We start from the raw sequence: 23225 nt of genomic DNA, 5'->3' as shown, positions 1-23225 counted from the left end.
TTATCAGGACTGGCACAGGCTGCGTTTCCCGAGTGAGTTAAGATCGGCCAGGGTAAAGCGATTCTTCCAGTCAGCTTCGTAATGCTCCGGTGGGAAATCCGCAGGGGAATGACCTTGCTTCAGCGCATGCGCCACATGATGCGCATACGCACGGTTTTTATCGCACATCGGCGCAGCAGGAATATACATCACATTTCCCCAGCCTTGTTGGTTTTCGACCGGCGCGACCGCGTGAATAAGGTCACAATGCCACCAAACGGAATCGCCGGCGGTAATAGCCGGTACCGGGCATAAGCCCTTCATCAAATGGGGATGCCATTTTTCATTAACAGGCAGGACGCGGCCGGGTGCGACACCGCACAGTTCATCTTCCGGCACATCGGAGAGCAGTGGACGTAACAGAAGATAGGCCATTGCCATGGGGACGGGCACAACGTGAAGTAAACCCTGACCCGGGATCATATCGGACAGCGCGGTCCAGCCCTGGAAAGTGCGGAAGACAGAACATTTTGTGGTGTCCGGTACATCGTATTCATCGACGTCGCTGCGGTGAGCGGCATTCCAGGGATCGTAGCGATCAATATCCCCGTTAAAAACGGCGTGAAAGACGCGTTGATAAGCAGGCAACAGCCACCGTTCCAGCGCGCCTGAATCGGTATGCGCACCCAGTCCCTTTGACGTGGTGCCCGGTAGCCGTCGACGAATACGGTCTGGATAGAGGATATTCACGTCAGGATCAAACCATCGCTGCCCCTCCGATTCATAGGTCCATAACCGGTTCAGAAACGACTGTACCTGATGCATTTCCGGGCGTTGACGGGCCTGCATTTGAGCCTGAGACCAGTAAATGGGGTAAATTTCTGGACGGGATGCCTCAAGACTGCCGAAAAAATTGTCTCCTGGCCCGCGGTACTGTGCATCAAACTGGTTTTCATCCAGATAGCGCAACATGTCGGCATCCCAGGCCAGTGCCTGCTCACGAGGGAAATGCTGCCGGACGACGACACAGCCGCGCCGCTTGATACGCGCCCGCATTTCCGGGGAAACCGTGCCTGAGGCTATCGCCTCGCCCGTGACGATGGGCCAGGCGCTCCCGGTTTGAGCCTCTTCCAGCCTGGCTTCGGCAATGGCCTCTTCTGTTTTCTGACAGACTTGCCGAAATACGCGCTCAACGTCACCGATCTGCTCACGTGCGCGCTGCTTAAAGTTACGGATAGAGGCAGAGACGTCCTCAGGAAGTGGGGTGTAGTGAAGTCCTTCGCGCATAGGTTAACCTCTTAACAGATGATGTTATTTCGAATGAAATTTATGTAACCTTCATTCGAAGGTGATGGTCATTATTAACAGAGCTTTAACTTTCAATCTGGGCGCGACGGCACAATTTGCCATAACAGGCGGAAATTCAGCGTTTGTAACTTTCAATAATCCTTACAGCGAGTAAGCTTAACCACACAGTTAGCCTGTTAAGGCCGGGAGCAAAGGGGGAGTAAAATGGCAGTAAGGATGATTGCAGTGGATATGGACGGTACCTTTCTTGATGAAAACAAGCAGTACAATGTCCAGCGCTTTTCACGCCAGTATGCTCTGCTCAAAGAAAAAGGTATTCATTTTGTGGTCGCCAGCGGCAATCAGTATTACCAGTTACAGCGATATTTTCCTGACATCAAAAATGAAATTGCCTTCGTGGCAGAAAACGGTGCGTGGGTGTCGCATGGCGATGAAGTGATATTTTGTGGCGAGCTGGCAAAAGAAAGGGTACACAGCGTACTCGATATTCTGGCCAGAGAACCGGATATCAGCGTCGTTGTTTGTGGCCGCAAAAGCGCTTATGTTCACGCGTCCATGCCGGATAGCGTGATCGGCATGCTAAAAAATCATTATTACCGACTCGAGAAGCGCGACAACCTTTACGATATTGATGACACTGTCTTTAAGTTCTCGCTCAATCTGGCGCACGAAGGGATTGAAAGCCTGATGACGCGTTTGCATACCCAATTGGGCGAAATCGATCACATCATGCATCCCGTTTCCAGCGGTTATGGCTTTATTGACCTGATTATTCCGGGTTGCCATAAAGCGCACGGTATCGCTTTGCTTCAGCAAAAATGGGGCATTAGCGATTGTGAAGTGGTGGCTGTCGGCGACAGCGCGAATGATATCGAGATGTTACGTCAGGCCTGCTTTAGTTTTGCAATGGCCAATGCGGGTGAGGCTGTCTCGGCTGTCGCGCGTTTTAAAACCGAGAGTAATACGGACGAGGGCGCGCTGAATGTGATTGCCCGCGTTCTGGCTCGTGAATTTCCATTCGACTGATTTCACTAATCAGATATCAACCAACCCAAATCACGTCTTACGGAAACCAAAGGTGACGTTGTCACTTGTAGCGATGTTTTCAGGGGCTGCTCACTCATCGTGAGCAGCCTCCCTGACGAGCCTGAACGTAAGCTGAGCATCAACGAGGCATAATATAGTTACAACATACTTTAAGCGTTTTAAGTTATCCCTGGCATTAACCTATGTGCCTGTTTCGCCTGCCAGATGCAAAGGCTGGCCCGATGCATATCGGGCCATGGAAGGTTAGCGATCGGCTTTATTTTCATCAACACCGGAGGGATCGTTTTCAGCCTCTGACTGCCACGGTTTCAGGAGCTGAATATCCAAAATGACATAAACCATCGTACTGATAAACAGTGAAATGACGCTACCAAACACACCGCTGGTGGTGAAGGTAAGGTAGTTATAGATGATTAACCATGTGAGGCAAATGAACATCGCGAGCGCCAGCATGATGGATGAAAGCGAGTAGTTGCTGGTACCCGCGCCTTGCTGATGCGTCAGTTTAAATACATGACCTGTGGTATACCTTTCCAGAATCAAAAGTGTTCGTTGCCAGTTACGGCGTTGACGTGAACCCGCGCGCACAAGAAACAGGTAAAGCACAGAAATAAAAAAGCCGGAAAAGGCGATAAGCACCGGCACGGCTTCTAACGCGTATTCAATACTTTTGTGACTCGCCCCGGCGGGACTCAGGTCCAGCGTCAGTGATGCACCCAGCGCCGCATAGAGAAAAACGAACAGGGCCAGAAACGTGATCGTCCGTTTCCAGTCTGCCTCAGCCTCATGATTTTTTTGCTGTAGCGCGACAGTATAAGCGCGATCAATGTGTTCAGCGTGGGGAGAGTGCATCTCAATGACGTCAACGGGTTCGTCCAGAAGTGCGGTGATAAATGCTTTATGATCGTCAGGCAGGGGGATTTTCATTATCCAGATTCTCGTTGTTAATTTTCGCTTATTTTAGCTGTCCTGAGACGAAATGATACTCACGTTCCCGGTTAAAATGCGTTAAGAGGCAAGCAAATGCCTTTTATTCATCCGGCTTGTTGTACACTGCCGATGATCCCACGACGAGGAAAGCGACGATGAATGACAAGAAAATGATTTCCATCGATCAGTTCAGCGATGAAGAGCGACTTGCCGTCAATGAAGTGCTTCATCATTTGATTGAAAAATACCGCCAACGTACGGGTAAAGAACCGGACGTCAAAAAAGAGAAAGCGCTTAACCTTGAAGCGCGTCAGCAGGTGATGGCGGATAAATTGCTTAAAGAAAAGTTAAAAGCAGAAAAGGAAAACAAAAAACCTGTCCGAAAAAAGAAACCGTCCTCACTGACTGCCAGTGAAGTCAGCGATTTTAACTGGTCTGCGTCGGTCGCGAAGGGCCGCAGGAGATAGCGGCAATGTATTGCTAAATTGACAGCCTGATGCATGACAATGAGATGATGTTGCGCGTTAGGCTTAAACGTATTTTTTTAAATGCGGGCAGCTAACATTTTTTTCTCACCAGAAAAAATAATAAATAAAGCGGAAAGAATCTTAAAAAGTCATGCTGCCTGCTCTTTTTGTAGATAAACTGCGTTATATAGACTGCTAATTACGCCTTCGAATGACCTATTACTCACCCGATGATAATCATCTCAAAATGCGATCGACGCGATTTGTTCGTCGCATGTTCGCAATGCGCCAATTAGGGACGATTTTATGTGCCATGCCAATCGCTTCTGTATTAGTCGAACAGGGTCACGGCATCTCTATTTTTGCGTTACTGATCGGTAATGTCATCGTCTGGCCGTCTCTGGCCTATCGCCTTGCGGCTTCCGCGCGTGATTCAACCGCGAGGGAAAGAATGAATCTCACGCTTGATGCGGCGTTTGGCGGTATCTGGGTCGCGTTGCTGGCGCTGAGTCCCATGCCGTGTTTTGTGATCATGGCAGTATTAATTTCCGACCGTTACGCAGCAGGCGGCTGGCCACAGCTCTTGTCCGCATTTCAGTCATTTCTTTTTGCCTTTCTTCTGGTCTGGACGTTTGAAGGTGCGCCGGTATCAATGACGTTCAGCCTGCGTACAGCCTGGCTGACATTACCGCTGGCGACCTTTTATATGCTGGCGTTAAGCGTTGTATCCCATAATCTGACGTATATGCTGCGTCAAAAAAATCGCGAACTTGAACGCATTGCATTAATGGATCCGGGTTTGCAAATTCCTAATCGACGTCTTTTTGAGCGCCGACTCGAAAGCGAATTTCTTCGTACCCGCCGTGGAGACAGTAAAGCCTATCTGATTCTGATCGATGTTGACCATTTCAAACATGTTAACGATACCTATGGTCACGAAGCAGGGGATTTTCTTCTGGCGGAAATTTCAGGTTTATTACGCGATAGTGTGGGAATGAAAGACACACCGGCGCGGTTCGGTGGCGATGAGCTGGGCGTCATTGTCCGTGATGCTGATGACGCTGGCATCGTCAAACTCGCTGAGCATATTCAGTGGCGCATTACGCAGTTACGGTTGCCTGCTTCGCCCGATTTTACCTGTTCAGTCAGTATTGGTATTGCCTGTGCAGAAAAAGCCAGTTCGATACACGAATGGTTGCGCCGTGCCGATGAAGCGTTATATGACGTTAAGCGCTCAGGACGTAATGGTTTAAAGTTATGGCGAGGTCTTTAAGCACAGGGCACGATATCTTATACCGCAAAAATAAAGCCGCCTGTTAAGGGCGGCTTTATTGACTCAGATAGCGGGATAATCGCCCGTTCCCTCGGGCCAGGGCGTGAGCAGGTCAAAACCCGTGTCGGTAACGGCAACGGTATGCTCCCACTGTGCGGAGAGTGATCGATCCTTCGTGACTACCGTCCAGCCATCGGAAAGCACGCTGGTGCCCGCTTTTCCGGCATTGATCATCGGCTCGATAGTAAAAATCATACCAGCTTTCAAGGGCATCCCTTCACCGGGCGTACCGTAATGCAAAATTTGTGGGTCGGTATGATAAATCTCGCCGACGCCATGACCGCAATATTCTCTGACAACCGAAAAGCCGGCATTTTCAGCAATGCGCTGAATGGCTGCCCCTATATCGCCTAAGGTCGCGCCAGGACGGACAGTTTTTATACCGGCAACCAGCGACTGGTAAGTGATATCGACCAGGCGTTTGGCGCGCACGGACGGTGTGCCAACAAAATACATGCGGCTTGTGTCGCCATACCAGCCATCTTTGATAATGGCGACATCGATATTCACGATATCACCGTCTTTCAGTTTTTTTGCCGCAGGGATGCCGTGACAGACAACGTGGTTTACAGAGGTGCAGGTGGTTCGCGTATAACCGTGATAACCGATATTAGCCGGCGTCACGTTGAGTTCATTGACAATAAAATCGTGGCAAATATCGTCCAGCTCTTCCGTCGTAATGCCTGGACGAACGTGCGGTGTGATCATGGCCAGCACCTGTGCTGCAGCATGACCTGCCGCGCGAGCTTTTTCGATTTCTTCGGCGGAATGTATTTTCACTGTTCCCATTACACTTCTCCCTGTGGGGCCAGGTCACTCTTATGCAGCACCTGGCGAATATCAGCACCGCCGTTCATTTCTATACGAATGAGCGTTTGCGCCAGTTCATTTTGCGTTAACTGCGGATAGAGCTCCGCCAGCATGCCCAGTTTTAACCAGTGCTCAGCCTGCGAGTTGATCGAGCGGCTCATTGCCTGACTGGCAATACGAAGATTCTCATGCATCACGTCGGATATTTTTACGATGCCCATACTCATCCTGTATATAAAATGTATGCGTTTTATATACAGGATAACGCTAACGTCATGAGTTGCAAGAGCAAATCGACGGTCGTTCGAAAATGTCCGAAATTTGTCCGAATTTCTCATACACTGCTTATACCAAAACAAACTCATTTGACCGTGGGTCGAGATATTTTTTGGTCATCGACAGGTTCTTATGGCCCAGTAATCGCTGCGCAAACTCCTCCCCAAACCGGGCTTCGTAAAGCCTTCCGGATAAGCTGCGAATTTCATGGAAGGTGGGAGGATTTGTTTCTTCACTCAAACCGCAACGCTGACGTGCTCGGGCAAATGCCTGGGTGATATTGCCGGGCGAAACGGGGCCGGGCTTGCGTCCGTTCCGTCGGGTAGTGGAGTAAATGAAGTACTCAGAAGGATTATTCTCACGGCATAATCCAATGACCTCATTGAGGGTCATACCGATTTCTTTCATTTCCAGATCAACAGGTATGGCGAGTTTACTCCCTTTTTTGCTCTGAGTAACAAACAAGCGGCCGTTGCTGACATCGCTGAATTTCATGCGGCTGATGTCTTCACGTCGCTGTGCCGTCACCAGCGCTAATAACATCGTTCTGTATAACCAGGGCTCTGATTCGCGAACGCATTCGGTTAGCAAATTGAACTGATCCATCGTTAACCGGCTTCTCTGTACCGCAGGCTGTCTGGCGCGCGTGGGCTCAACAGGGTTTCTTTCTATCAGACCCGCCACAATAGCCTCGCGGAAAATATCATTGAGCAGGCTACGCAGAATGACGGCCATGGTCCTCTTGTCGTCAGCAATGTAACCCTCTATAAATTCCGCGATATGACGGGTCGTAACCGAGGACAGGGAGTAGTCACCGAGATGTTTTGCGATGACTTTGAGCTGATAACGGCGAAGACGCATTGTTGTAGGCTTAACATGCCGACTTGCCAGAATAAGCTCATATCTTGAAAGCCAGGTACCTACCGTCATTACCGCATTCATCTGTAATTTCGCCAGCAGGGCAGAAGGCGTGTAATTTTGTTCAATGTAGTTGTTTGCTTCTAATGCCTGCGCGATGGCTTCTCTCCGGGCAATACTGCCCAGAGAGAATTCCTTTCCCGTCTGAGGATTGCGCCAGTGATAGGTTTTGCGTTTATGCCTGTAAGTCAGATTACGGGGAAGGTTAGAATCGTAGGTTTGAGGCCTTTTCGCCATTGATGATTTTCTCCAGCAGCGAATTACCTGAGCCAGAACTGTTTGGGTGGCTGTTCAGGTTTCTTGTCAGTGTTCGGGGATTGATATAAACAGAGTCAGGGTGGAGCTTATATTCTTTGCCGTGCAACTGAGGGCAGGGATAAATACGGCCTTCCCGTGCCCAGCGCCGCAGGGTTGAGAGAGAGGGCGGCACAGAATATGTTGTGCTCGCCCATTCCTGCAAATTGAGTAGCTTCGTCATGTTCTGCCTCCAGAATTACGGCATAAAAAAACCGCCCAGCGGGCGGTCAGGTTCTGTCGCTGTGTGACTTGCTGAAATCAGGTTTTTTCTTTCTCACTCACATTTCCACAGCAAGGACACTCATGTTTCAGGTTCGGGTTATGCCCGAAGAGGTTATCAATCTTTACGTTATGCAATTTGGTCAGTGCATCGGCTGCGGATTGATGATGCCGGCTGGCCTCTTTGGAGCTGACCATACCCTTGAATTTTAGATCTTCAATAATCTTAACTGACTCTGTCAGCGTTGTTGTCACCGCCAGTAAAGTGTCTATTACTTACTTAGCTGCTTCACGGCTATGCATAACCCGCCTCCTAGATGAAACATAATCAGGGTAAGGATGCCTGACAGGGAGTTCAGGCATCCGCTAAGTGAGCTTGGTAAATGACCATTGGTTGAAATGTGTGTCAGGCAATCAGTTACCACCCAACAGAAAGACCGGCTGCCACACCAAGGTTTCTACTGGTGTCATAACTCAGATAGGTTCCGCTTCGGACGTTATCACCCAGCTTGAAAATCGACCCCCATGCAAGCGCCGATTGTCCGCCGTATGAACCACCACTTAACCCCATGCTGACGTTTTTTCCCTCAATAAAGGGGATCGCGTTCATTGCCATCGCCGCACTTATCCCGGCCATCGCTTTTTTGTCGTTCTTTCTAATATCATTTTCAATGTTGCTGAATCGGCTTTCAGCTTCAAATTTAAATGTACTTAACTGGCCAGTAACCGTTTGAATTGCATAAGCGTTATCAGTAATAAGCTCATGGTTATGCAGAGTACTTTCATGATTGGCAGCAATAGCTGAACGATTGTGTTTAATATCGTTCCTGTTCAATTCTGCTCTCACGATGTTAGCCCCGATCTCTTTTGTGTTAGCTTCGATACCCGCAGCATTGATGATGATGTTCTGCTGGTTGGCCTTGATACCCGCAGCATTGGTGCTGATGTTCTGCTGGTTGGACTTGATACCCGCAGCATTGATGCTGATGTTCTGCTGGTTGGCCTTGATACCTGCAGCATTGGCGCTGATGTTCTGCTGGTTGGCCTTGATACCCGCAGCATTGGTGCTGATGTTCTGCTGATTGGCCTTGATACCCGCAGCATTGGTGCTAATCTTTTGATTGTTAGCCTTGATGTCTGCAGTATTATGCTTGATATCTTCCTTATCTTTAGAGTTATTTTTATGATGATGTAACCAGGAAAATAAATTAGCGTGTGCAGGTGTGATTACAGACAATGATATTATTAAACACGATATAATTGTTCTGGTGTGCATTTCCTTTTGGCCTTTAAATTTAATTTAAATTAAGTTCCCTTGTGGGCTTTATCTGCTGCATGCGGAAATAATAAAAATCATGACGATTTAAGGGTTAATAATTTTTTAAGTCGCTCTCCTTTTTGTGTTCATCATCAGACTCATATTGAATAGATGATTTGAATAAATCACCAGATTTTTCACAAAAATCAAACTTCAAAGTCGCGAATAAAGGAACAATGTATTCATCTTTTCTTGCTCGATTATTCAGTGACTTAACTGCCTCTGAATGGGAAAAAAATAAACCCTCTCCTTTACCTCCTGGTGGCAGGATGAACCATGCCACCGGATAAGCGGTAAGTGAGAGCTTGGCAATAAGATAGACCAACTGCTCAGAGGGGGCAGATGAGGAGTGAAAAAGGAAATTATCAATATATTCTAAGATTCTACTTTTCACCGATTACTCCTTCAGGTGTAAAAATGACAGTGGCGAGTTTACCTGCTCTTAATTTTATTATTTCTCCTGTGCGTTGAGTTCGTAAATTATCACTGAGGTTATGCTCAGTGAAGTCATAAAAATGAATTTATGTTTTTGGGGGGGTGTTTTTTAAAATTTCTGGATTCAGGATTTAGCAGGGAGCTTTTTTAAGACCAACCATTACGTATTACGCTTAAACAATAATGGTTACGATGCTCTGCCCATTCGGCATTAATAATATTCCTTGCGAGCTTTGTTGCCTGTGACCAGAGTTTCTCCGCATGTTCATATTGTCCGCAGCTTTCGGCAAATGCAGCGGCCTCGGCTACCGTGTAATATCGAACGTTACGTAATTCGATTAGGGTGTGGTTATCTGGAGTCATTGATCATTCCTGCTAAAACAGCTAGAGCTTTTCTGGATTTAATTCTTCTTCCTCGATTTCAGCCTTTCTGACAAGAAAGATATCCGTGGCTTTTTCCAGCAGAGCTGGCGTTGGTTGCAAAACTTTTGCCGCATATGCATAACATCGGTCGAGTGCTTTAACTGACTTGCTGTTTATGGCGGCTTCACAAAAATCCGTCAGCAACTCCTCAGGGGTGCGTTTCTGTTTACCAGTACCCACTTCACCCATATCCTCAGCCTTGCATTGAAGCGGAGCCGGCTGCGGATTATCTGATGGCTTAACGGGAGACCTCGCAGGACGTTGAGGTGGTAAAGCGGGGGCAGGGGTTTCTGCTTTTATATTGTCTGGTAAAAACACATTTTCCTCCTCAGCTTTATTACCGATTTCTGCGTCATCGATTTTCATCGACTGATTAATGTAATCGTTAAGATCACCACTCTGTGTGGGTGGCGTGACATCACGTTCGGCCTTGACCGTAACTTCCAGTTCATCGATCGTGTAAACACCGAGGATGACATCCGGGCAATGCAAGCGGGCCCACCTTTTAACGGCCAGATACGCGAGCTGCTGTTTCGGATCGCTCGCCCACAGCGTTGAATTTCTGACCTGTGCTTGTGATAACAGCAGTTCCAGTACGCGAGGTTCCTGCTCATTCTTCATTGTCGCCCAGACGCGGACGCCGCAGTCGGCTTCATCTTCAAGTGTCCAGCCGGAAACGGTGTACTTATGTCCTTTACCTGACGTTTTTTCGACAAATTTACCGAGGACTTTTTCCCATGGGCCGAACCACTCATAATGTGGGCGGTCACGGGTGGGTGCCATCGTTGTGATAACCGCGTTCACCAGTTGTGCCTCATAGCCAAGTACGCCATTTACCAGGAAGGTTTTCTGAGCAACGGCGAAGGGGTTCATGCGCCACTGTGCGGCCTGCATTGCGACAGCAAGACAGTCAGCTGTTTTCCCCGCCAGGTGTGCCGGTACGGATACTCTGCTGCTGGCCATGATGTCAGCAAAGCGAATCAGCTTGTCCAGTGCATCCGGACTGAAAATCATGGATGCAGTGCCTGCATTTTCAGCATCAGTGTTCATCAGTGGGGTATTCATCGTGGTTTTTCCTTTTAACGTGCCCATGCAGGGCGGCGGATAGTTTCAACGCCGCCCCAGTGACCACTGAGACGGCAATCATGGAATGTGTTGAGGTCGCGACGAAAAAGGTTGTATCCGGCGCTCAGATCATCCTCATGGACTTCAAAAACACGGACTGGGTAGCGTCCGCAGTCAATGGCTTCGCTTACCGCAATAAAGACAAACTGCGGATGCGTGTTAAAGGTGTTATAAAAACCTTCGGAATACATAGCTGCCTGAACGTGGTACCTGAATTCCTCGATATGGCGAGCAAAGCGGGACATGTCACAGATCTTTTTTACATCAATGACAAGAGGCCGGTTCATCAGCATTTTGTCGGGTCGGATGCGACATAACTCTTCTGTTTCACTGTCAGACCAGTAAATTGAGGATTCACAGTGGCCTTCTGCTTCAAGTAAAAAACGTGCGGTATGGTGTGCCATTACGCTCTCGCGCATCAGCTGCAGCTTCCGGCCCTGTTCTGCGTCCATAACGCTCAAACCGTGTTTGCGGGTTTCTTTGATAAACGTCTCCTCGTCTGCTTTACCCTGAGTGGTGCGTCGGTTGAACGAGGGGGCCACAACGAAACGTTTATCGAATTCCTCTGGTTCCAGCAGCAGGCAGTGCAAAGCGCTCCCCATGTCGAGCGCAGCCGTTTTTTCAGCATCAACAGGCGCATGTTTACGCCACAGGTAGACTGCCGGGTTAATGGCGATGTCATCCAGTTGCGATTTACTGATGCCGGGTCCGGCATGGTAGGCCTCATTGCTGAGGCCATAGTAAATGCCCGGTTTCATGAGACTGTGTCCTCCCAGCCAAGTACCACCTGCAGGTTGTAATTCCGTGCTGCCTGCAGGTAGGCCAGATTTCTGATGAAGCTGATGTACTCCTCGTCTGCTTCCGGATGGGCACAACATTTCTTTACTTCCGGATGCAGATTCCAGTGGCGGAACAGATAGAGGTAGTCAGGAAAACAGCTCAGCAGACGTTCTGCTTCGTCATCAATCCACTGTTCCTTCCTGACAGCTTCCTGCTCCTGGGCATCAAGGTGGTCCTTATGAAGTTCCAGTAATGCATAGGGGTCTCTCATGGTTGGTACTCCTTAAGCAAAATCTCAATCAGCCTGTCTGCCAGCAACTGCAGAACGGGTTTTGGCGGCGCTGGAGGGAAACTGGCGCTACTGAGAATGTTTTCAGGGCTAAATTCAATTGAACGAACAGCGTGAAAGGGACGAGCAAAAGCGGCATCGCCCCTGATGTCTGGTTGCATCATGGGAAATGTTCCTTTGAACGGTCAGATTAGAGGGTCGCGAAAGCGGAACGGCTGGCAGAGCTATAAAAGCGGCGGATGCAGCCTAATGAGCACTGAGGCTTTCTGATGCGGCGAGTATGAAGCCGGCATTACTCTTCCTCTTCACGACGGGCCTCGCGTGTTGCTGCCAGTATTTGGCGTGGGTCTCCTGAAATGCGCGTATGAATAAAAAACGTGCCTGAGTGTGTCACCCGGGCATCCGGTACGACTTTGAGTGCCGCCCTGACGACAGGTTCATGGAGAAATGCCCATAACACAAAGGACTTAATATGAAGTGTTGCCTCTTTTGGTGTCGCAATATACTGAATGTTCATCTCTGAACCTCCTGCTACTGTAGACAACTTATGAACTTAAGTTGCTCCTGAGACCGTTTACCGGCGCAGGGTGACGTCGGGAAATTGCATTCTCAGTTCGGAACAACGTCTCTGCTTACCTTTTGCCGCAGGCCTGAATTAACTGGCCCAAGGAAGATGCTGTTCATTGCTCAGAATGAACAGCTCTGATTTGTCCGCGCCTGAGTCCGGATGGAATATCCTGTCTAAATTTCATTGTCATAATCTGCGTGGCTCAGCAATTCCCAGTTCCGGCCATTGTCTTTTGATAACAGCCGCCACTGAGGTGTCACACGTAGGGTGAGATATTTGCCGCGGTAGGTTCGTCTCGCATGAACCAGACCTGAGCGCCAGTGTTGCTTGATTTGCTGAGCCCGCAGCCTTATTCGTTCAGGGGCATGCGGTTTTGGCATCAGCTAACCCTCAATTCGTTGTGGCTCATGAAATGTCGCCTTCTGTCGTAAAAAGCCTCCCGGGGCGGTCATAATCGACGTGAAGAATTGTTGTATTCAAGCCATGCAATTTCATGTCATAGGTTTGAACGGATGCTGTAGTGAGTGTTGTTAATGTCAGCAGAGTTTCACTGAAAAGCTTCAATGCCTTGAGGCTTTGCATCACGGACTCCGTTTAAGCTGATTGCCCTGTGCGTTGTGAACAGACAACCTGCGGCACAGGGCATCCCCTTCAATGAATAACGATAATGCGTGTAAGGCGAATCAATTCTGCTAAATCGGCACCTGTGCTCTGCCAGTGAGACAATGCATGAAGCACGTCACCCCTCGACTGGCAGTGACAGGCTTTCAGATAAGCCTGCAAATGGCTCACCGCAAGGCGATGCATGTCCTTGCAGGAAACGACATCTGTTGATTTGTTTTTTTGCATGATTTACTCCGTTTAAGAGAGGAATTGAAGACCGCTTACGCGGGTAAATTCAGTTCTGACCGCAGTCAGTGGGGATAAAAAAAGCCGCTATTCGCGGCTTTCATCTGTCACTGGATATCCCGGCTAAATGTTGCGGGGCAGTTTACTGCTCATCACAGATTCCACTGCCACAACATTCAGGGCGTAAATCTGGATAATCAGCGGTAAGAGGATCAAGAAGCCGGGTGTAAAGCGTTTCCAATACTACCTGGACATTGTGCAGGTGAGTGGCAGCCTCTTCTTCTGAGACTTTACCGTCTTTACGGAACTCAAACATCTGATCCACAGACAGTCTGAGTTCACGGGCTATAAGCAGAATGGTCTGGCTGAGACGCACAGCCGCTTCGCGATATAACATGGTTACTCCTCAGGTGAAGTTGCCCTAAAGGCAGCGTGAAAAGATTACTTATGTGCAAAAAGCCCTGGTGTTGAGCTAATACGTGAAGATGTTCACGGCAAAAAAAATCCCGCACGAGGGGGCGGGAAAGAACAAGAGTTATCAATATTATGTGCCAGGGGATCACTACTTTTCTTTCATCAGGCTGTCGTGCTTGGCCTGATGATGTAGTTATAGCGAAGCCCGTTTTCATAATTCTGAATAAATGCTGAACTCAGGACGTTGATGTTCCACTTAGGAGCTTAAATGTAATAAAAATCAATAATATAAGGAAAAATTTGATGTGAGTAAGTAGGATTTTTTCTTAAGGGGCTTACTCTTTCCGAAGCAACGACGCCGGGCTTCACGAATCAGGGTTAACTCAGCGTCGCTTGCTAGCGCGTGATATTCTTGGATATGTGGATAAGGCGCCCTCGGGTCAAAATTGCGGCCACACAGAGGGCAGTCGATACTGCGCTTTTTCATACAATCCTCCGTTAACAAATGAAATGATACTGGTGAATACCATCTCATTTGTTGCAGGGAGGTTGGGTTTTGCCACTTCGGGATCTCGCGCTTCTGCACTCCACCCGCCCGACAATATGCTGTGCCGTTCAGCATCAAGCCTACTCATGTTGTTCCAATACACTATCTGTCGCTAGGAACAAAGAAAAAGTACAAAATGTATTAATTGGAGTCAAGTGAATTTTTGCTTAAAATGTCATAAAAGTACAAAATGTATGAATTTTAAGAGATTTAGGGACCCATTTCCTATTTAGAATGATGGAGCCCTATGAACAGATGATGCAGCAAGGTGCGGTAGGAATGTTAAAGTTGCTCGAACTTTGCCTCAATCACAACACCAATAATGCGACAATCGTTATCAATTGGAATCATGTGATAATTGGGATTTAAAGGTTTGAGATATTTTTGCCCAGCATCAACGATATACTTTTTAAATGTTGCTTCATTTTGAGACTCGAGCTTTGCAACAACCAGTCTTCCACTGGTGGGTTCGATCGCGGGATCAACCAAAATTTTCATTCCTTCTGGAATGCTTAACCCTGTTGAAGCGGTCATTGAATCCCCTTTGACGGTCAACCAAAAACATTTCTCACTTGCTTTGGCTGTAGTTTGTGACCACTCAAGAAAATCATTTTGATTATAAGGATCGACGGCTTCAGACCAATTCCCAGCGGACACCCAGCTTATAACTGGAAAGCTTTTGACCTCACTATGAGGTCGAGGATCGGAGACATTGTTAAGTAATTCATCAGGATAAATCACCATCCCAGAGGCGCTGAGAACCAATTCTTTAAGATCTAGTGCTTTCATGATTGCAGCTATGTCTTCAATGCCTGGTTCACGTCGGCCGTTCAGCCAATGACCTATCGCACCTTGGGTTTTACCCAAAGTCTCTGCAAGCCTTTCTTGAGTAAGGCCTAATTGTTTCATTCTGGTTTTGGCCAGTTGACGCCATGTAATAAGCATACGCAAATTATTACGTAGCGTATTTATTCTAACAACACACAAGATGTATTAATCCTCTTGTAGGCATTGAGTACAATATGTATTATTTAAGTTTGTTTCACTTATTTGGAGATTCTCAATGCGTGGTCTCAAGACAATTCGAAAAGAAATCAATGTGTCTCAGTCGTGCTTGGCTAAAAGATTAGGATGTAGCCAAGGCGCTATCGGACATTATGAAAACAAACGGCGCATCCCTAATCTAAAAACATGTCGAGCATTAGTTCGCGCTTTAAAAGAGCTGGGCGCTGAAGTCGAACTAGACGATGTTTTTCCTCCCGAGATTAGCCCATTAAGGCCAGAAGCTTCATACCAACCCTTTACATAATGTTACTGGTTAAAGTTCTCGAGAGACTGTCATGACAATTGATTGGGTACTAATATCGCCAGCATTGAAGGTCCATCCCAAAGTCAATCAAATCGCCGCATGGCTTGAACGCAAGTCAGATGGGTGTGAACGACTGGACGTCTCCTTTGATGGGCAGAAATCCGCGCTACTGACACGAAATGTTACAAGGTGCATTACAGTCACTGGTTTGCTCAGTATTTGGGGAGCAGCAAAAGAATATGCTCCCAATAACGTGTTCATTAATGTCGACCTAAGCTATCTAGATGTGCTTGCTGAGTTTGAAGGGTTTGGTGAAGCAATGGCTGCAGTAGGGTGGGCCGTTTACGATGCTGAAAACCACTGTGTTCTTCTAACAATCGACGATGAGCAAAAATTGGGCAAAAGTTCAAAGCCCTCGGCAGCTGCTGAACGTCAGCGCCGTTACAGAGATAAGAAGCGTGCGCAGAAAAGCGTTACGCAAGGCGTGACGCATAACGTCACGCGTAACGCTTCAGGCGTAACGCAGACCGTAACGCGTGACGTAACGCAGGGTGTAACGCGTTACGCGTGTTTTAATTCTTTAAGATCTAAAACAACACATAAAAATAAAAACAACACACATCGCGCGCGTGAATTTTCTGGTTTTTCTGTGGATAACTCAGATGCTTCTGAGCCACAAAGCCTAGTGGCAAAAGGATTTAGGGCAGAGCAGGGGGCTAAGGCGAAGGTGTTGTCTCAGCCGATGCAGCCACGGGTTGATCAGGATAATGGCGTAACGCGTTACGTTACGCAAAGCATAACGCCCGAGCATAACGCTACCGTAACGCAGCGTAACGCATCAGCACCGGTGCAACGTAACGCTCATGTCATAACGCAGCGCGATTCACTTCAGCAAATTTCTCCGGCGGTTAGCCAATATCCCACTAGTGCAGAATCTCCAGAGCATAAGTTCGTTATGTTTGACGGGTGGCAGCCTTCACAAGCATTCACTCAAACCGCCAGTCATATAGGCATAAAGATTTCAGATACACCTGACAGCCTTCAGCTGGCTGATTTTGTGCATTACTGGATGGCAGAAAACGTGGCGCATTACCAAAGCCAGTGGGAAATAAAACTGGCACGATTCATTGAGAAGGGGCGTAGACAGCCTCCTCTAAAACGTTCGAAAATTCGGCGGGACTTTACTCTGGTAGCCGGCATGGATTACGCAATACCTGAGGGATTCAGGGGAGGGTGAGAGGGTAATTCGTCCGCTATGAGCGAAGAGCGGAAGTTCATGATTGTTTCAACTGCTGATTAAGGCCTTACAATCATAACGTTACGTTATTTAGATAGGAGCAGGTCATACCCTCAGGGATTGAACTGTTTCCCCACTTTTTTACCTATACAGATAACAGGCGCTGTTCTATTCACCTTTGAGAAATGTTTTGCTTTTTTTCAATAGCCTAGAAAAGTGAGGAGAAACTGGGGACGGAGTGTGAGGAAATAAGTTAGAGCTTGTGATAACTTTTCGGTGGTCACTTCTTGATTTTGTCATAACAATTATGTTGAAATCATGAAGTGAACTAATGGAGAAGCCCTCATGACCATGCCTTATTGTATCCTGCATACCGAAGCTGATTCAGATGTTGTACTCAATGGACTGGGTTTTTCGGAAAACGATATTCATGTCGCTCTAACGTCTGCTTTGTACGAGCGCCGCAAATCTAGCAAGCTTCACCCCGCAGTGGATGCAGGGTTCCGTTTCTGGAGCGAGATGGTTGCCGCGACCCGCCGTGTACTGATTGGAAAAGGTAATGGCTGGTCTCCTGAAGTGGTCAAGCGAATGGAAATGGTCGTTAACTCAGCCAAGGGGGTTAATCTGATTATAACCTCGGGTGACAGACACACCGGACGTCCTGATGGATTACCGAAAACCAAAAATGCCAAAGGTGAGGCAACGCGTTCGATTGTTCACAATAATCCTGGCACAGTCGATATGTTCCAGACGGATGCGTTATATGCAGGTAAATCTGAAATCACGCCGATAGACAGCACCCGCACTTATATCGTCCTGTATTATTATGATGCGGCTGACAAAGAGGTCCGCTGCGAAGTGTCCTACCCGGTAGGAATGGTGAATCAGGACGGATTTGCCCGCGTAAGCGCCTGGAGTGAGCGCATTATTTTGAGTCCTCTGCCGTTTGAAGGCACAGATATTTTCCCTGATGAGGATTTCGATGATGACATATCAATTTCCGTTGAAAGCAAATGAGTAAACCTGTCGATGACGGCAAACGTCTTTTTAATCCGTCCCGGCTTAAGCTGGCACGGATCAGACGCAAGCTGACCCTGAAAGAACTGGCAGAGAAAATGGGGCTATCCAGCCGTATTGTAATTGAGTACGAAAAAGACTATTGCCTGTATGAGCCCACGCCAGAAACGGTCCAGTTATACGCTAGCGCCCTGAAATATCCAGAGTCCTTTTTCTTCGGGGATGACGTTGAAGCAATCGATCCATTGACGGTTTCATTTCGTTCTTTGCGCTCGACAAAAGCCGCCGACCAGCATGCGGCAATTGGAGCTGGTGCGTTGGGGGTTATGCTGAGCGATTATTTCAGCACCCGCTTCACGCTGCCGCAGCCTGAACTGCCAAATCTCCGTGGAAGTGAATCTGAGGTCGCCGCACAGGCGGTGCGCGAAGCTTGGGGGATTGGTAAGAAGAGTATAACTAATGTTGTTCATCTTCTTGAGAAACACGGCGTTAAGGTGTTTTGGCTCTCAGAGGAAACGGCGAGTATCGATGCATTTTCTTTCTGGAAAGATGATGTCCCTTACATTTTCCTCAACACGCGTAAATCAGGTGAACGAAGCCGCTTCGACGCAGCACATGAGCTGGCTCACTTGGTCCTTCACCGTCACGGTGATGTCAAAGGACAGGATGCTGAGCGCGAAGCGGATGCTTTTGCGTCAGCTTTTCTTATGCCTCTGGAAAACGTGATGGCAGTTAAAATGGCGTTCCCGACGTTCGACAAAATCGTTCAGTTGAAATCGCTCTGGAAGGTCTCGGCAATGGCTTTAATCGTCAGAATGCGAAATCTGAACATGCTGACGGAATGGCAGTATCACAGCCTGATGCGCGATGCCACCGCAAAGGGATATCGAACCGGTGAACCGGGGGGAATTGAGCGTGAAAGGTCACTCATTATTGAAAAAATGATGGCCGCTCTGGCGGGTAACGGCGTTCATCTGACTCAGCTGAGTGATGAGCTTAACGTTCCTATTGATGAACTGAGTAGTCTGCTTTACGGCGTGGCAGCAATCAGCGGCGGCAATAGCGGAAACTCATTGTCCAAGGCCTCGCTCCGTCTGGTGTGAACAGGTAAACCTCTCATGCTTTGAGCCGCTAGTAGGAATATCTGGCGGCTTTTTTATGATCAGAAAACTTATCCCTGTCATGTTTCTGAATAGCAACACTCATAAGTAACCGATATTCATGAGGAACTCGTAAAAATTTAGCAGTATTACCCTGCCTAACCTCTATGGTAAATGCAGACTGGTTTTGGCGACGTCCGCTTCTGGCACAAAGCGGACATGTGCAATAAACAATGTTCGCTTTGTGAGGAATTGAATGTTTTGTGTTTATCATTCAGAAATTGTGAATAAACACTGGAGATAAGTGCGTTTTCCTGAATGATAAATAGCATCATTGGGTTTTAACGATAGCTAGAACGAAACCATCCCATCCCTTTTCACCAACAGTCTGAACTGCCGTCGCTTCAAGGCGCTCATCCTCAGAGATCATTTCTACAAATTTTCGCAGGCCTATAACGTTCGGATCTTCACTACCAGATTCGATGACATTGCCACCGCGCACGGTGTTATCTGCTACGATAACAGTGCCTGGTTTCGACAATCTGATAGCCCATTCAAGGTAGTGGGGGTTATTCACTTTATCGGCATCGATAAAAATCAGGTCAAAAGGCGCATCAAGCGTGGGTAAGACCTCAAGCGCAGCTCCCCTGTGCAACGTGACGCGCTCAGCCAGCCCCGCTTTATTGATGTTCTGACTGGCCACTTCTGCATGATGCTCGTTGAATTCAATTGTCGTTATGCTTCCATGGGGTGGAAGAGCTTTGGCCATCCATATGGTGCTATACCCCCCAAGTGTGCCTATTTCAAGAACACGAACGGCACGTGACATTTGCATGAAAATAGCCAGCATTTTTCCCTGCAAAGAGGATACGTCATGTGTCGGCAAACCTTGAGCTGAGTTATTAGCGAGAGCGTATTTTAAATCTGAATCTTCAGGGGCTAGCTTTTCAGAAAACCAGGCATCTACCTGAGCCCATTTATCGGAATCTTGTGAAGGATAATCCGGAATGCGCATATGAATTTACTCTCCTCAAAAAACTTCAGTAATGAACCAGCCCACCATCTACAGCATACTGGCTGCCGGTAACATAGGATGCGTCATCGGACAGCAGGAAAAGTGCAACTGCAGCGGCCTCTTCTGCTGTTCCGGCTCGGCCTAAAGAACCTGGCTTACCACAAAATCTTCAAACTGCTGACGTGACTCTTCTGGCATAAAGTGCCTGAAGTTGGTTTCAATCGGACCCGGCACCAATGTGTTAGCGCGGATACCGCGTTCAGCCAGCGCTGATGCCCAGCTTTTGACCATAGCGATAATGGCACCTTTCGTCGCTGCATACAGACTTGTCATCGCCGCACCTTCATAGACAGAGGAGGAAGAAGTTACCAAAATGGACGCGCCTGAATTGAGCGATTCGGACAGGGCTGCCTGCTGTAGCATTGGGCCTCGCACATTAACGTTCATCATACGATTAAAAGAATCTGCCGTTACAGATTCCGGGGAGCCTACTTCAGCATAACCGCCATTTAGCCATAATATATCAAGTGAACCCCAGTCGTTAATAGCCTCACCAAGCCCATGTATATCAGCTTCGCTTGCAGCATCGCTTTTCAGAATAAGCGAAGCTGCAGGAAGCAGACTGCGTGCACGCTCCAGTCTTTCTTCATTAAGACCGGTTATGGCTACATGGCCACGTTCCGTGACAATACGCTGAGCGCCTGCCAGCCCCATGCCACTCGTGCCTCCAGTAATTAGTATCCGTTTACCCTTAAATCTGCCCAAGCTTACAGCCTTATTTGTCTCTGGAATCAGCATTTAACTTACGTAAAAAAATACTATTCATCATCTGTTTCATTATGCAACGATGACATTGTTGCCTGAAGGTCCGCTTCTGGCACAGAGCGGTCAGGCTGACTGAGCTGAAGCTATGAGCGAAAAGCGGACTTATGATCCGCTTTTGAAGCGTTGAGAAAGCATTCTGTGCGAAATGGCGCCTAGTGATATCCAGCCCAGGAATGCCAAGGCAGGACGTTCGCGAATAGGGGGAAAAACAAAACGAATAAATAACTCAGATTGTCTTCCAGTTCTCTTTCTCTCTGAATTTTCAGCGCAAATGTTGAAGACTCAATTAACTCCGGTATTCTATATTTCTCTCCCTCTGGATTAAGCTATTCCTGCGATGAATTGGTTACATAAAAGAGTTGGTGCTTTCCACTATAGTTCCTTTCGCTATTTGTTTTTTGCTCGCTTTCTTACTGTTGTAGGTAATGGTATTGCCCCGATTGCTCTGGCTTTTGCTGTACTTGACATTGGTGGGAGTGTCTCGGATTTAGGTATCGTAGTAGCATCGCGCTCCATTTTGAACGTTATATTTTTAATGATTGGTGGCATACTCGCGGACAGATACTCTCGAAATCGGATACTGATTTCCTCATCACTTATTGCAGCGGTGTCACAAACTGTTATTGCATGGTCTGTACTGGATGGTTCAGCAACGGTGATGAGCATGGCATTACTTGGAGCCTTGAATGGCGCAGGATCCGGGATTGCATTACCTGCTTCCTCTACGCTGGTCCCCCTGACTGTCCCTGCTCAGAATTTGCGTGGAGCCAATGCATTAATTCAACTCGGTATTAATAGCGGTATGATTATCGGCGCTTCCTTGGGCGGGGTCCTTATCAGTTCTGTTGGACCAGGATGGGGACTGGCAGTTGATGCATTAGGCTTCACAGCCTCAGCGCCGCTTTATTTTTTAATTCGCACTTCATCAACCTTGGTATGCTCATCGGCAACGAATGTTTTTCAAGACTTAAAAGAAGGTTGGAAAGAATTCATAAGCAGATCATGGGTGTGGATAACAGTTGTCCAGTTCACCATTATCAATGCAGCATTTAGTGGCGTAGTTATGGTACTGGGTCCTGTCATTGCTGATGCTTCTTTTGGCCGAGCACATTGGGGCGGCATTATTGCTGCACAGAGTGTTGGTCTTGTTGCAGGTTCATACCTCTCTCTAAAATGGCGGCCACGCAGAGATCTCTTTATTAGTGTAATGCTGGTTGCCTTTTGCGCAGCGCCAATGTTAATGCTTAGCCAATCCGTTTCTAAAATATTTCTCGTTGCCGCATTTTTTGTTGCTGGTGTGGTGCTGGGTTTGTTCGATGTATCTTGGGCTCATGCATTACAAATTCATATTCCTCAGGACAAACTGGCTCGTGTTTACGCCTACGATGCTATAGGTTCATTCGTCGCCATTCCTTTCGGTGAACTCGCCGCAGGACCTCTGGCATTACATTATGGTACGAGCAATGTGCTTCTGGTTTCAGCAATGGTAGTGATCCTAATAGCATTAGGAGCCTGTCTGGTCCCTTCGCTACGGCAACTCGATAACTCCTCACTCGCAAAGCCGCACAAGGAAATGGATTCTTCATCATGATTATCATAACCCCCAAATAGTTAAGCTTGAGACATAGGTTGATACCTTACGATAGGAGGGCTGAGTGTTGAATGATTTAACGTCCTCTTCTGGCACTGAGCGGACTTACGAACAGACCGGTTTCAGCTATGAGCCAGATGAGAGCCCCTGCACCCGAGTGATAGCATCTCTTTAAATGCCCGGAAAGTATATGTTAAAACTCTTTATGACATTTTTCATAGACGATAAAAGGGCTGTTAATGGCTACAGTTGAGGTATTAAAAGCAAAGTATCCAGGAGCAGTTGCCTGGCAGTTTGGTGACAGCCCAGAGCTGGCAAGCAATCTGGCTGACCTGATTAAAAAAGGGATCAAAACGGCCTCCTGCTGCTCTCTTATCTCTTACCAGCAGGAAGAGCCTGCCCCGAAAATTGGTAGCTATAACATCATCCTTGATGGAGAGAACGTCCCGGTCTGCGTGACCAGACTGGTTTCAATGAAACTGGTTCGTTATTGTGATGTTACTGAGGAGTTTGCCCGCAAAGAAGGTGAAGGCGATTTAAGTCTTGAATACTGGCAGCAAGAGCATAAGAGGTTTTTCTCGAGTGTAGGACATTTTTCTGACGATATGGAACTAATCACAGAAGAATTTGAGGTGGTTGAGTCGCTGTAAGATTCAATAAATACTCTGGCGTTTCAAACCTTATCATTTATTACAATGTCCGCTTCTGGCAGAAGGCGGACGGACGGCGCTGAAGGTCCGCTATGAGCGAGAAGCGGACATCGTGTTTAAGGTAATATCGCCTAACTCAAATGACCGCT

27 protein-coding genes and 1 pseudogene are annotated in these 23225 nt (G+C 47.7%); 9 read left to right on the top strand and 19 right to left on the bottom strand.

Annotation, left to right across the window (positions count from 1 at the left end; genetic code table 11):
* Positions 1-3: 3 nt before the first annotated feature.
* The gene (locus GC090_RS20410; RefSeq protein WP_324021885.1) at positions 4-1266 is read right to left on the bottom strand and encodes a DUF1479 domain-containing protein; all 1263 of its coding nucleotides are present in this window, start codon (positions 1264-1266) and stop codon (positions 4-6) included.
* A 225-nt stretch (positions 1267-1491) separates the two neighbouring features.
* Here GC090_RS20410 and GC090_RS20405 point away from each other — a divergent pair, with 225 nt between their 5' ends.
* Positions 1492-2313 carry a Cof-type HAD-IIB family hydrolase gene (locus GC090_RS20405; protein WP_033742381.1) on the top strand — a complete coding sequence of 274 codons (822 nt, stop codon included), beginning with the start codon at positions 1492-1494 and terminating at the stop codon, positions 2311-2313.
* Between the two features lie 264 nt (positions 2314-2577).
* On the opposite strand, the gene GC090_RS20400 is transcribed toward GC090_RS20405, so the two are convergent.
* Positions 2578-3261: a RipA family octameric membrane protein gene (locus GC090_RS20400; RefSeq protein ID WP_006121996.1), complete on the bottom strand. Its 684-nt coding sequence runs from the start codon at positions 3259-3261 to the stop codon at positions 2578-2580.
* Positions 3262-3419: 158 nt separating this feature from the next.
* On the opposite strand from GC090_RS20400, the gene GC090_RS20395 reads away from it, so the two are divergent.
* Together GC090_RS20395 and GC090_RS20390 are read left to right on the top strand one after the other, a co-directional pair.
* On the top strand, positions 3420-3731 hold the full coding sequence (locus GC090_RS20395; RefSeq protein ID WP_006121995.1) for a hypothetical protein: 312 nt from the start codon (positions 3420-3422) through the stop codon (positions 3729-3731).
* Between the two features lie 211 nt (positions 3732-3942).
* Entirely contained in the window at positions 3943-5004 is a 1062-nt protein-coding gene (locus GC090_RS20390) for a diguanylate cyclase (protein WP_324021882.1), read from the top strand.
* Positions 5005-5067: 63 nt separating this feature from the next.
* Here the strand turns inward: GC090_RS20390 and map are convergent, their stop codons facing one another.
* The 15 genes from map to GC090_RS20320 form a co-directional block, all read right to left on the bottom strand.
* Positions 5068-5853 carry a type I methionyl aminopeptidase gene (map, locus tag GC090_RS20385; RefSeq protein WP_006121994.1) on the bottom strand — a complete coding sequence of 262 codons (786 nt, stop codon included), beginning with the start codon at positions 5851-5853 and terminating at the stop codon, positions 5068-5070.
* The gene (locus tag GC090_RS20380; RefSeq protein WP_039339494.1) at positions 5853-6095 is read right to left on the bottom strand and encodes a ParD-like family protein; all 243 of its coding nucleotides are present in this window, start codon (positions 6093-6095) and stop codon (positions 5853-5855) included. Before GC090_RS20380 ends, map begins: the two co-directional genes overlap by 1 nt.
* A gap of 124 nt (positions 6096-6219) precedes the next feature.
* Positions 6220-7305 carry a site-specific integrase gene (locus tag GC090_RS20375; RefSeq protein WP_324021880.1) on the bottom strand — a complete coding sequence of 362 codons (1086 nt, stop codon included), beginning with the start codon at positions 7303-7305 and terminating at the stop codon, positions 6220-6222.
* Positions 7274-7546: an excisionase gene (locus GC090_RS20370; protein ID WP_324021879.1), complete on the bottom strand. Its 273-nt coding sequence runs from the start codon at positions 7544-7546 to the stop codon at positions 7274-7276. Before GC090_RS20370 ends, GC090_RS20375 begins: the two co-directional genes overlap by 32 nt.
* Before the next feature lie 456 nt (positions 7547-8002).
* Positions 8003-8821 (bottom strand): hypothetical protein, encoded by an 819-nt coding sequence (locus GC090_RS20365; protein WP_324021878.1) that lies wholly within the window; start codon positions 8819-8821, stop codon positions 8003-8005.
* Positions 8822-8954: 133 nt separating this feature from the next.
* Positions 8955-9296: a hypothetical protein gene (locus tag GC090_RS20360; RefSeq protein WP_324021876.1), complete on the bottom strand. Its 342-nt coding sequence runs from the start codon at positions 9294-9296 to the stop codon at positions 8955-8957.
* Between the two features lie 188 nt (positions 9297-9484).
* Positions 9485-9700 (bottom strand): ANR family transcriptional regulator, encoded by a 216-nt coding sequence (locus GC090_RS23305; protein WP_172913264.1) that lies wholly within the window; start codon positions 9698-9700, stop codon positions 9485-9487.
* 21 nt (positions 9701-9721) lie between these two features.
* A complete protein-coding gene (locus GC090_RS20355) occupies positions 9722-10774 on the bottom strand; it encodes a RecT family recombinase (RefSeq protein ID WP_415911214.1) in 1053 nt (350 codons plus the stop codon).
* 65 nt (positions 10775-10839) lie between these two features.
* On the bottom strand, positions 10840-11643 hold the full coding sequence (locus GC090_RS20350; RefSeq protein ID WP_172913262.1) for a PD-(D/E)XK nuclease-like domain-containing protein: 804 nt from the start codon (positions 11641-11643) through the stop codon (positions 10840-10842).
* On the bottom strand, positions 11640-11936 hold the full coding sequence (gamL, locus tag GC090_RS20345) for a host nuclease inhibitor GamL (RefSeq protein WP_172913261.1): 297 nt from the start codon (positions 11934-11936) through the stop codon (positions 11640-11642). Before gamL ends, GC090_RS20350 begins: the two co-directional genes overlap by 4 nt.
* Positions 11933-12118, bottom strand: coding sequence for a hypothetical protein (locus GC090_RS20340; protein WP_172913260.1), 186 nt, complete (start codon positions 12116-12118; stop codon positions 11933-11935). The genes gamL and GC090_RS20340 overlap by 4 nt, the downstream gene beginning before the upstream one ends.
* Positions 12119-12246: 128 nt before the next feature.
* Entirely contained in the window at positions 12247-12471 is a 225-nt protein-coding gene (locus GC090_RS20335) for a hypothetical protein (RefSeq protein WP_324021874.1), read from the bottom strand.
* 702 nt (positions 12472-13173) lie between these two features.
* Complete coding sequence (locus GC090_RS20330; protein ID WP_172913256.1) at positions 13174-13371, bottom strand: hypothetical protein; 198 nt, start codon at positions 13369-13371, stop codon at positions 13174-13176.
* A gap of 142 nt (positions 13372-13513) precedes the next feature.
* A complete protein-coding gene (locus GC090_RS20325; protein WP_172913255.1) occupies positions 13514-13768 on the bottom strand; it encodes a hypothetical protein in 255 nt (84 codons plus the stop codon).
* An 846-nt stretch (positions 13769-14614) separates the two neighbouring features.
* Positions 14615-15277 (bottom strand): LexA family protein, encoded by a 663-nt coding sequence (locus GC090_RS20320; protein ID WP_226375908.1) that lies wholly within the window; start codon positions 15275-15277, stop codon positions 14615-14617.
* Between the two features lie 118 nt (positions 15278-15395).
* On the opposite strand from GC090_RS20320, the gene GC090_RS20315 reads away from it, so the two are divergent.
* From GC090_RS20315 to GC090_RS20300, 4 genes are all read left to right on the top strand, one after another.
* Positions 15396-15641, top strand: a complete 246-nt coding sequence (locus tag GC090_RS20315; RefSeq protein WP_172913253.1) for a helix-turn-helix transcriptional regulator — start codon at positions 15396-15398, stop codon at positions 15639-15641.
* Positions 15642-15672: 31 nt separating this feature from the next.
* Complete coding sequence (locus tag GC090_RS20310) at positions 15673-16878, top strand: DnaT-like ssDNA-binding domain-containing protein (protein WP_324021872.1); 1206 nt, start codon at positions 15673-15675, stop codon at positions 16876-16878.
* Positions 16879-17223: 345 nt separating this feature from the next.
* Complete coding sequence (locus tag GC090_RS20305) at positions 17224-17895, top strand: hypothetical protein (protein WP_324021870.1); 672 nt, start codon at positions 17224-17226, stop codon at positions 17893-17895.
* Positions 17892-18998, top strand: a complete 1107-nt coding sequence (locus tag GC090_RS20300; RefSeq protein ID WP_172913250.1) for a helix-turn-helix domain-containing protein — start codon at positions 17892-17894, stop codon at positions 18996-18998. The genes GC090_RS20305 and GC090_RS20300 overlap by 4 nt, the downstream gene beginning before the upstream one ends.
* A 328-nt stretch (positions 18999-19326) precedes the next feature.
* Here the strand turns inward: GC090_RS20300 and GC090_RS20295 are convergent, their stop codons facing one another.
* The gene (locus GC090_RS20295) at positions 19327-20010 is read right to left on the bottom strand and encodes an O-methyltransferase (protein ID WP_172913249.1); all 684 of its coding nucleotides are present in this window, start codon (positions 20008-20010) and stop codon (positions 19327-19329) included.
* A 25-nt stretch (positions 20011-20035) separates the two neighbouring features.
* Positions 20036-20775 (bottom strand): annotated as a pseudogene (locus GC090_RS20290) (SDR family oxidoreductase).
* A gap of 397 nt (positions 20776-21172) precedes the next feature.
* Between GC090_RS20290 and GC090_RS20285 the strand changes: the two are divergent.
* Positions 21173-22426 carry an MFS transporter gene (locus GC090_RS20285; RefSeq protein ID WP_324021868.1) on the top strand — a complete coding sequence of 418 codons (1254 nt, stop codon included), beginning with the start codon at positions 21173-21175 and terminating at the stop codon, positions 22424-22426.
* A 239-nt stretch (positions 22427-22665) separates the two neighbouring features.
* A complete protein-coding gene (locus GC090_RS20280; RefSeq protein WP_015701119.1) occupies positions 22666-23076 on the top strand; it encodes an ASCH domain-containing protein in 411 nt (136 codons plus the stop codon).
* Positions 23077-23225 lie beyond the last annotated feature (149 nt).

The sequence above is a fragment of the Pantoea sp. JZ29 genome (genome assembly GCF_035190385.1).
In the GTDB taxonomy this organism is placed as follows: domain Bacteria; phylum Pseudomonadota; class Gammaproteobacteria; order Enterobacterales; family Enterobacteriaceae; genus Pantoea; species Pantoea stewartii.
Note: the sequence above shows the minus strand (reverse complement) of the source record. Positions and strands in the feature narration are given on the sequence as shown.

Bases quoted from the DNA above. Each gene is read 5' to 3' on its own strand.
- GC090_RS20410 (WP_324021885.1), bottom strand. From the start codon at position 1,266: ATGCGCGAAGGACTTCACTACACCCCACTTCCTGAGGACGTCTCTGCC.
- GC090_RS20405 (WP_033742381.1), top strand. From the start codon at position 1,492: ATGGCAGTAAGGATGATTGCAGTGGATATGGACGGTACCTTTCTTGAT.
- GC090_RS20400 (WP_006121996.1), bottom strand. From the start codon at position 3,261: ATGAAAATCCCCCTGCCTGACGATCATAAAGCATTTATCACCGCACTT.
- GC090_RS20395 (WP_006121995.1), top strand. From the start codon at position 3,420: ATGAATGACAAGAAAATGATTTCCATCGATCAGTTCAGCGATGAAGAG.
- GC090_RS20390 (WP_324021882.1), top strand. From the start codon at position 3,943: ATGACCTATTACTCACCCGATGATAATCATCTCAAAATGCGATCGACG.
- map (WP_006121994.1), bottom strand. From the start codon at position 5,853: ATGGGAACAGTGAAAATACATTCCGCCGAAGAAATCGAAAAAGCTCGC.
- GC090_RS20380 (WP_039339494.1), bottom strand. From the start codon at position 6,095: ATGGGCATCGTAAAAATATCCGACGTGATGCATGAGAATCTTCGTATT.
- GC090_RS20375 (WP_324021880.1), bottom strand. From the start codon at position 7,305: ATGGCGAAAAGGCCTCAAACCTACGATTCTAACCTTCCCCGTAATCTG.
- GC090_RS20370 (WP_324021879.1), bottom strand. From the start codon at position 7,546: ATGACGAAGCTACTCAATTTGCAGGAATGGGCGAGCACAACATATTCT.
- GC090_RS23305 (WP_172913264.1), bottom strand. From the start codon at position 9,700: ATGACTCCAGATAACCACACCCTAATCGAATTACGTAACGTTCGATAT.
- GC090_RS20355 (WP_415911214.1), bottom strand. From the start codon at position 10,774: ATGATTTTCAGTCCGGATGCACTGGACAAGCTGATTCGCTTTGCTGAC.
- GC090_RS20350 (WP_172913262.1), bottom strand. From the start codon at position 11,643: ATGAAACCGGGCATTTACTATGGCCTCAGCAATGAGGCCTACCATGCC.
- gamL (WP_172913261.1), bottom strand. From the start codon at position 11,936: ATGAGAGACCCCTATGCATTACTGGAACTTCATAAGGACCACCTTGAT.
- GC090_RS20340 (WP_172913260.1), bottom strand. From the start codon at position 12,118: ATGATGCAACCAGACATCAGGGGCGATGCCGCTTTTGCTCGTCCCTTT.
- GC090_RS20335 (WP_324021874.1), bottom strand. From the start codon at position 12,471: ATGAACATTCAGTATATTGCGACACCAAAAGAGGCAACACTTCATATT.
- GC090_RS20330 (WP_172913256.1), bottom strand. From the start codon at position 13,371: ATGCAAAAAAACAAATCAACAGATGTCGTTTCCTGCAAGGACATGCAT.
- GC090_RS20325 (WP_172913255.1), bottom strand. From the start codon at position 13,768: ATGTTATATCGCGAAGCGGCTGTGCGTCTCAGCCAGACCATTCTGCTT.
- GC090_RS20320 (WP_226375908.1), bottom strand. From the start codon at position 15,277: ATGCTTATTACATGGCGTCAACTGGCCAAAACCAGAATGAAACAATTA.
- GC090_RS20315 (WP_172913253.1), top strand. From the start codon at position 15,396: ATGCGTGGTCTCAAGACAATTCGAAAAGAAATCAATGTGTCTCAGTCG.
- GC090_RS20310 (WP_324021872.1), top strand. From the start codon at position 15,673: ATGACAATTGATTGGGTACTAATATCGCCAGCATTGAAGGTCCATCCC.
- GC090_RS20305 (WP_324021870.1), top strand. From the start codon at position 17,224: ATGACCATGCCTTATTGTATCCTGCATACCGAAGCTGATTCAGATGTT.
- GC090_RS20300 (WP_172913250.1), top strand. From the start codon at position 17,892: ATGAGTAAACCTGTCGATGACGGCAAACGTCTTTTTAATCCGTCCCGG.
- GC090_RS20295 (WP_172913249.1), bottom strand. From the start codon at position 20,010: ATGCGCATTCCGGATTATCCTTCACAAGATTCCGATAAATGGGCTCAG.
- GC090_RS20285 (WP_324021868.1), top strand. From the start codon at position 21,173: ATGAATTGGTTACATAAAAGAGTTGGTGCTTTCCACTATAGTTCCTTT.
- GC090_RS20280 (WP_015701119.1), top strand. From the start codon at position 22,666: ATGGCTACAGTTGAGGTATTAAAAGCAAAGTATCCAGGAGCAGTTGCC.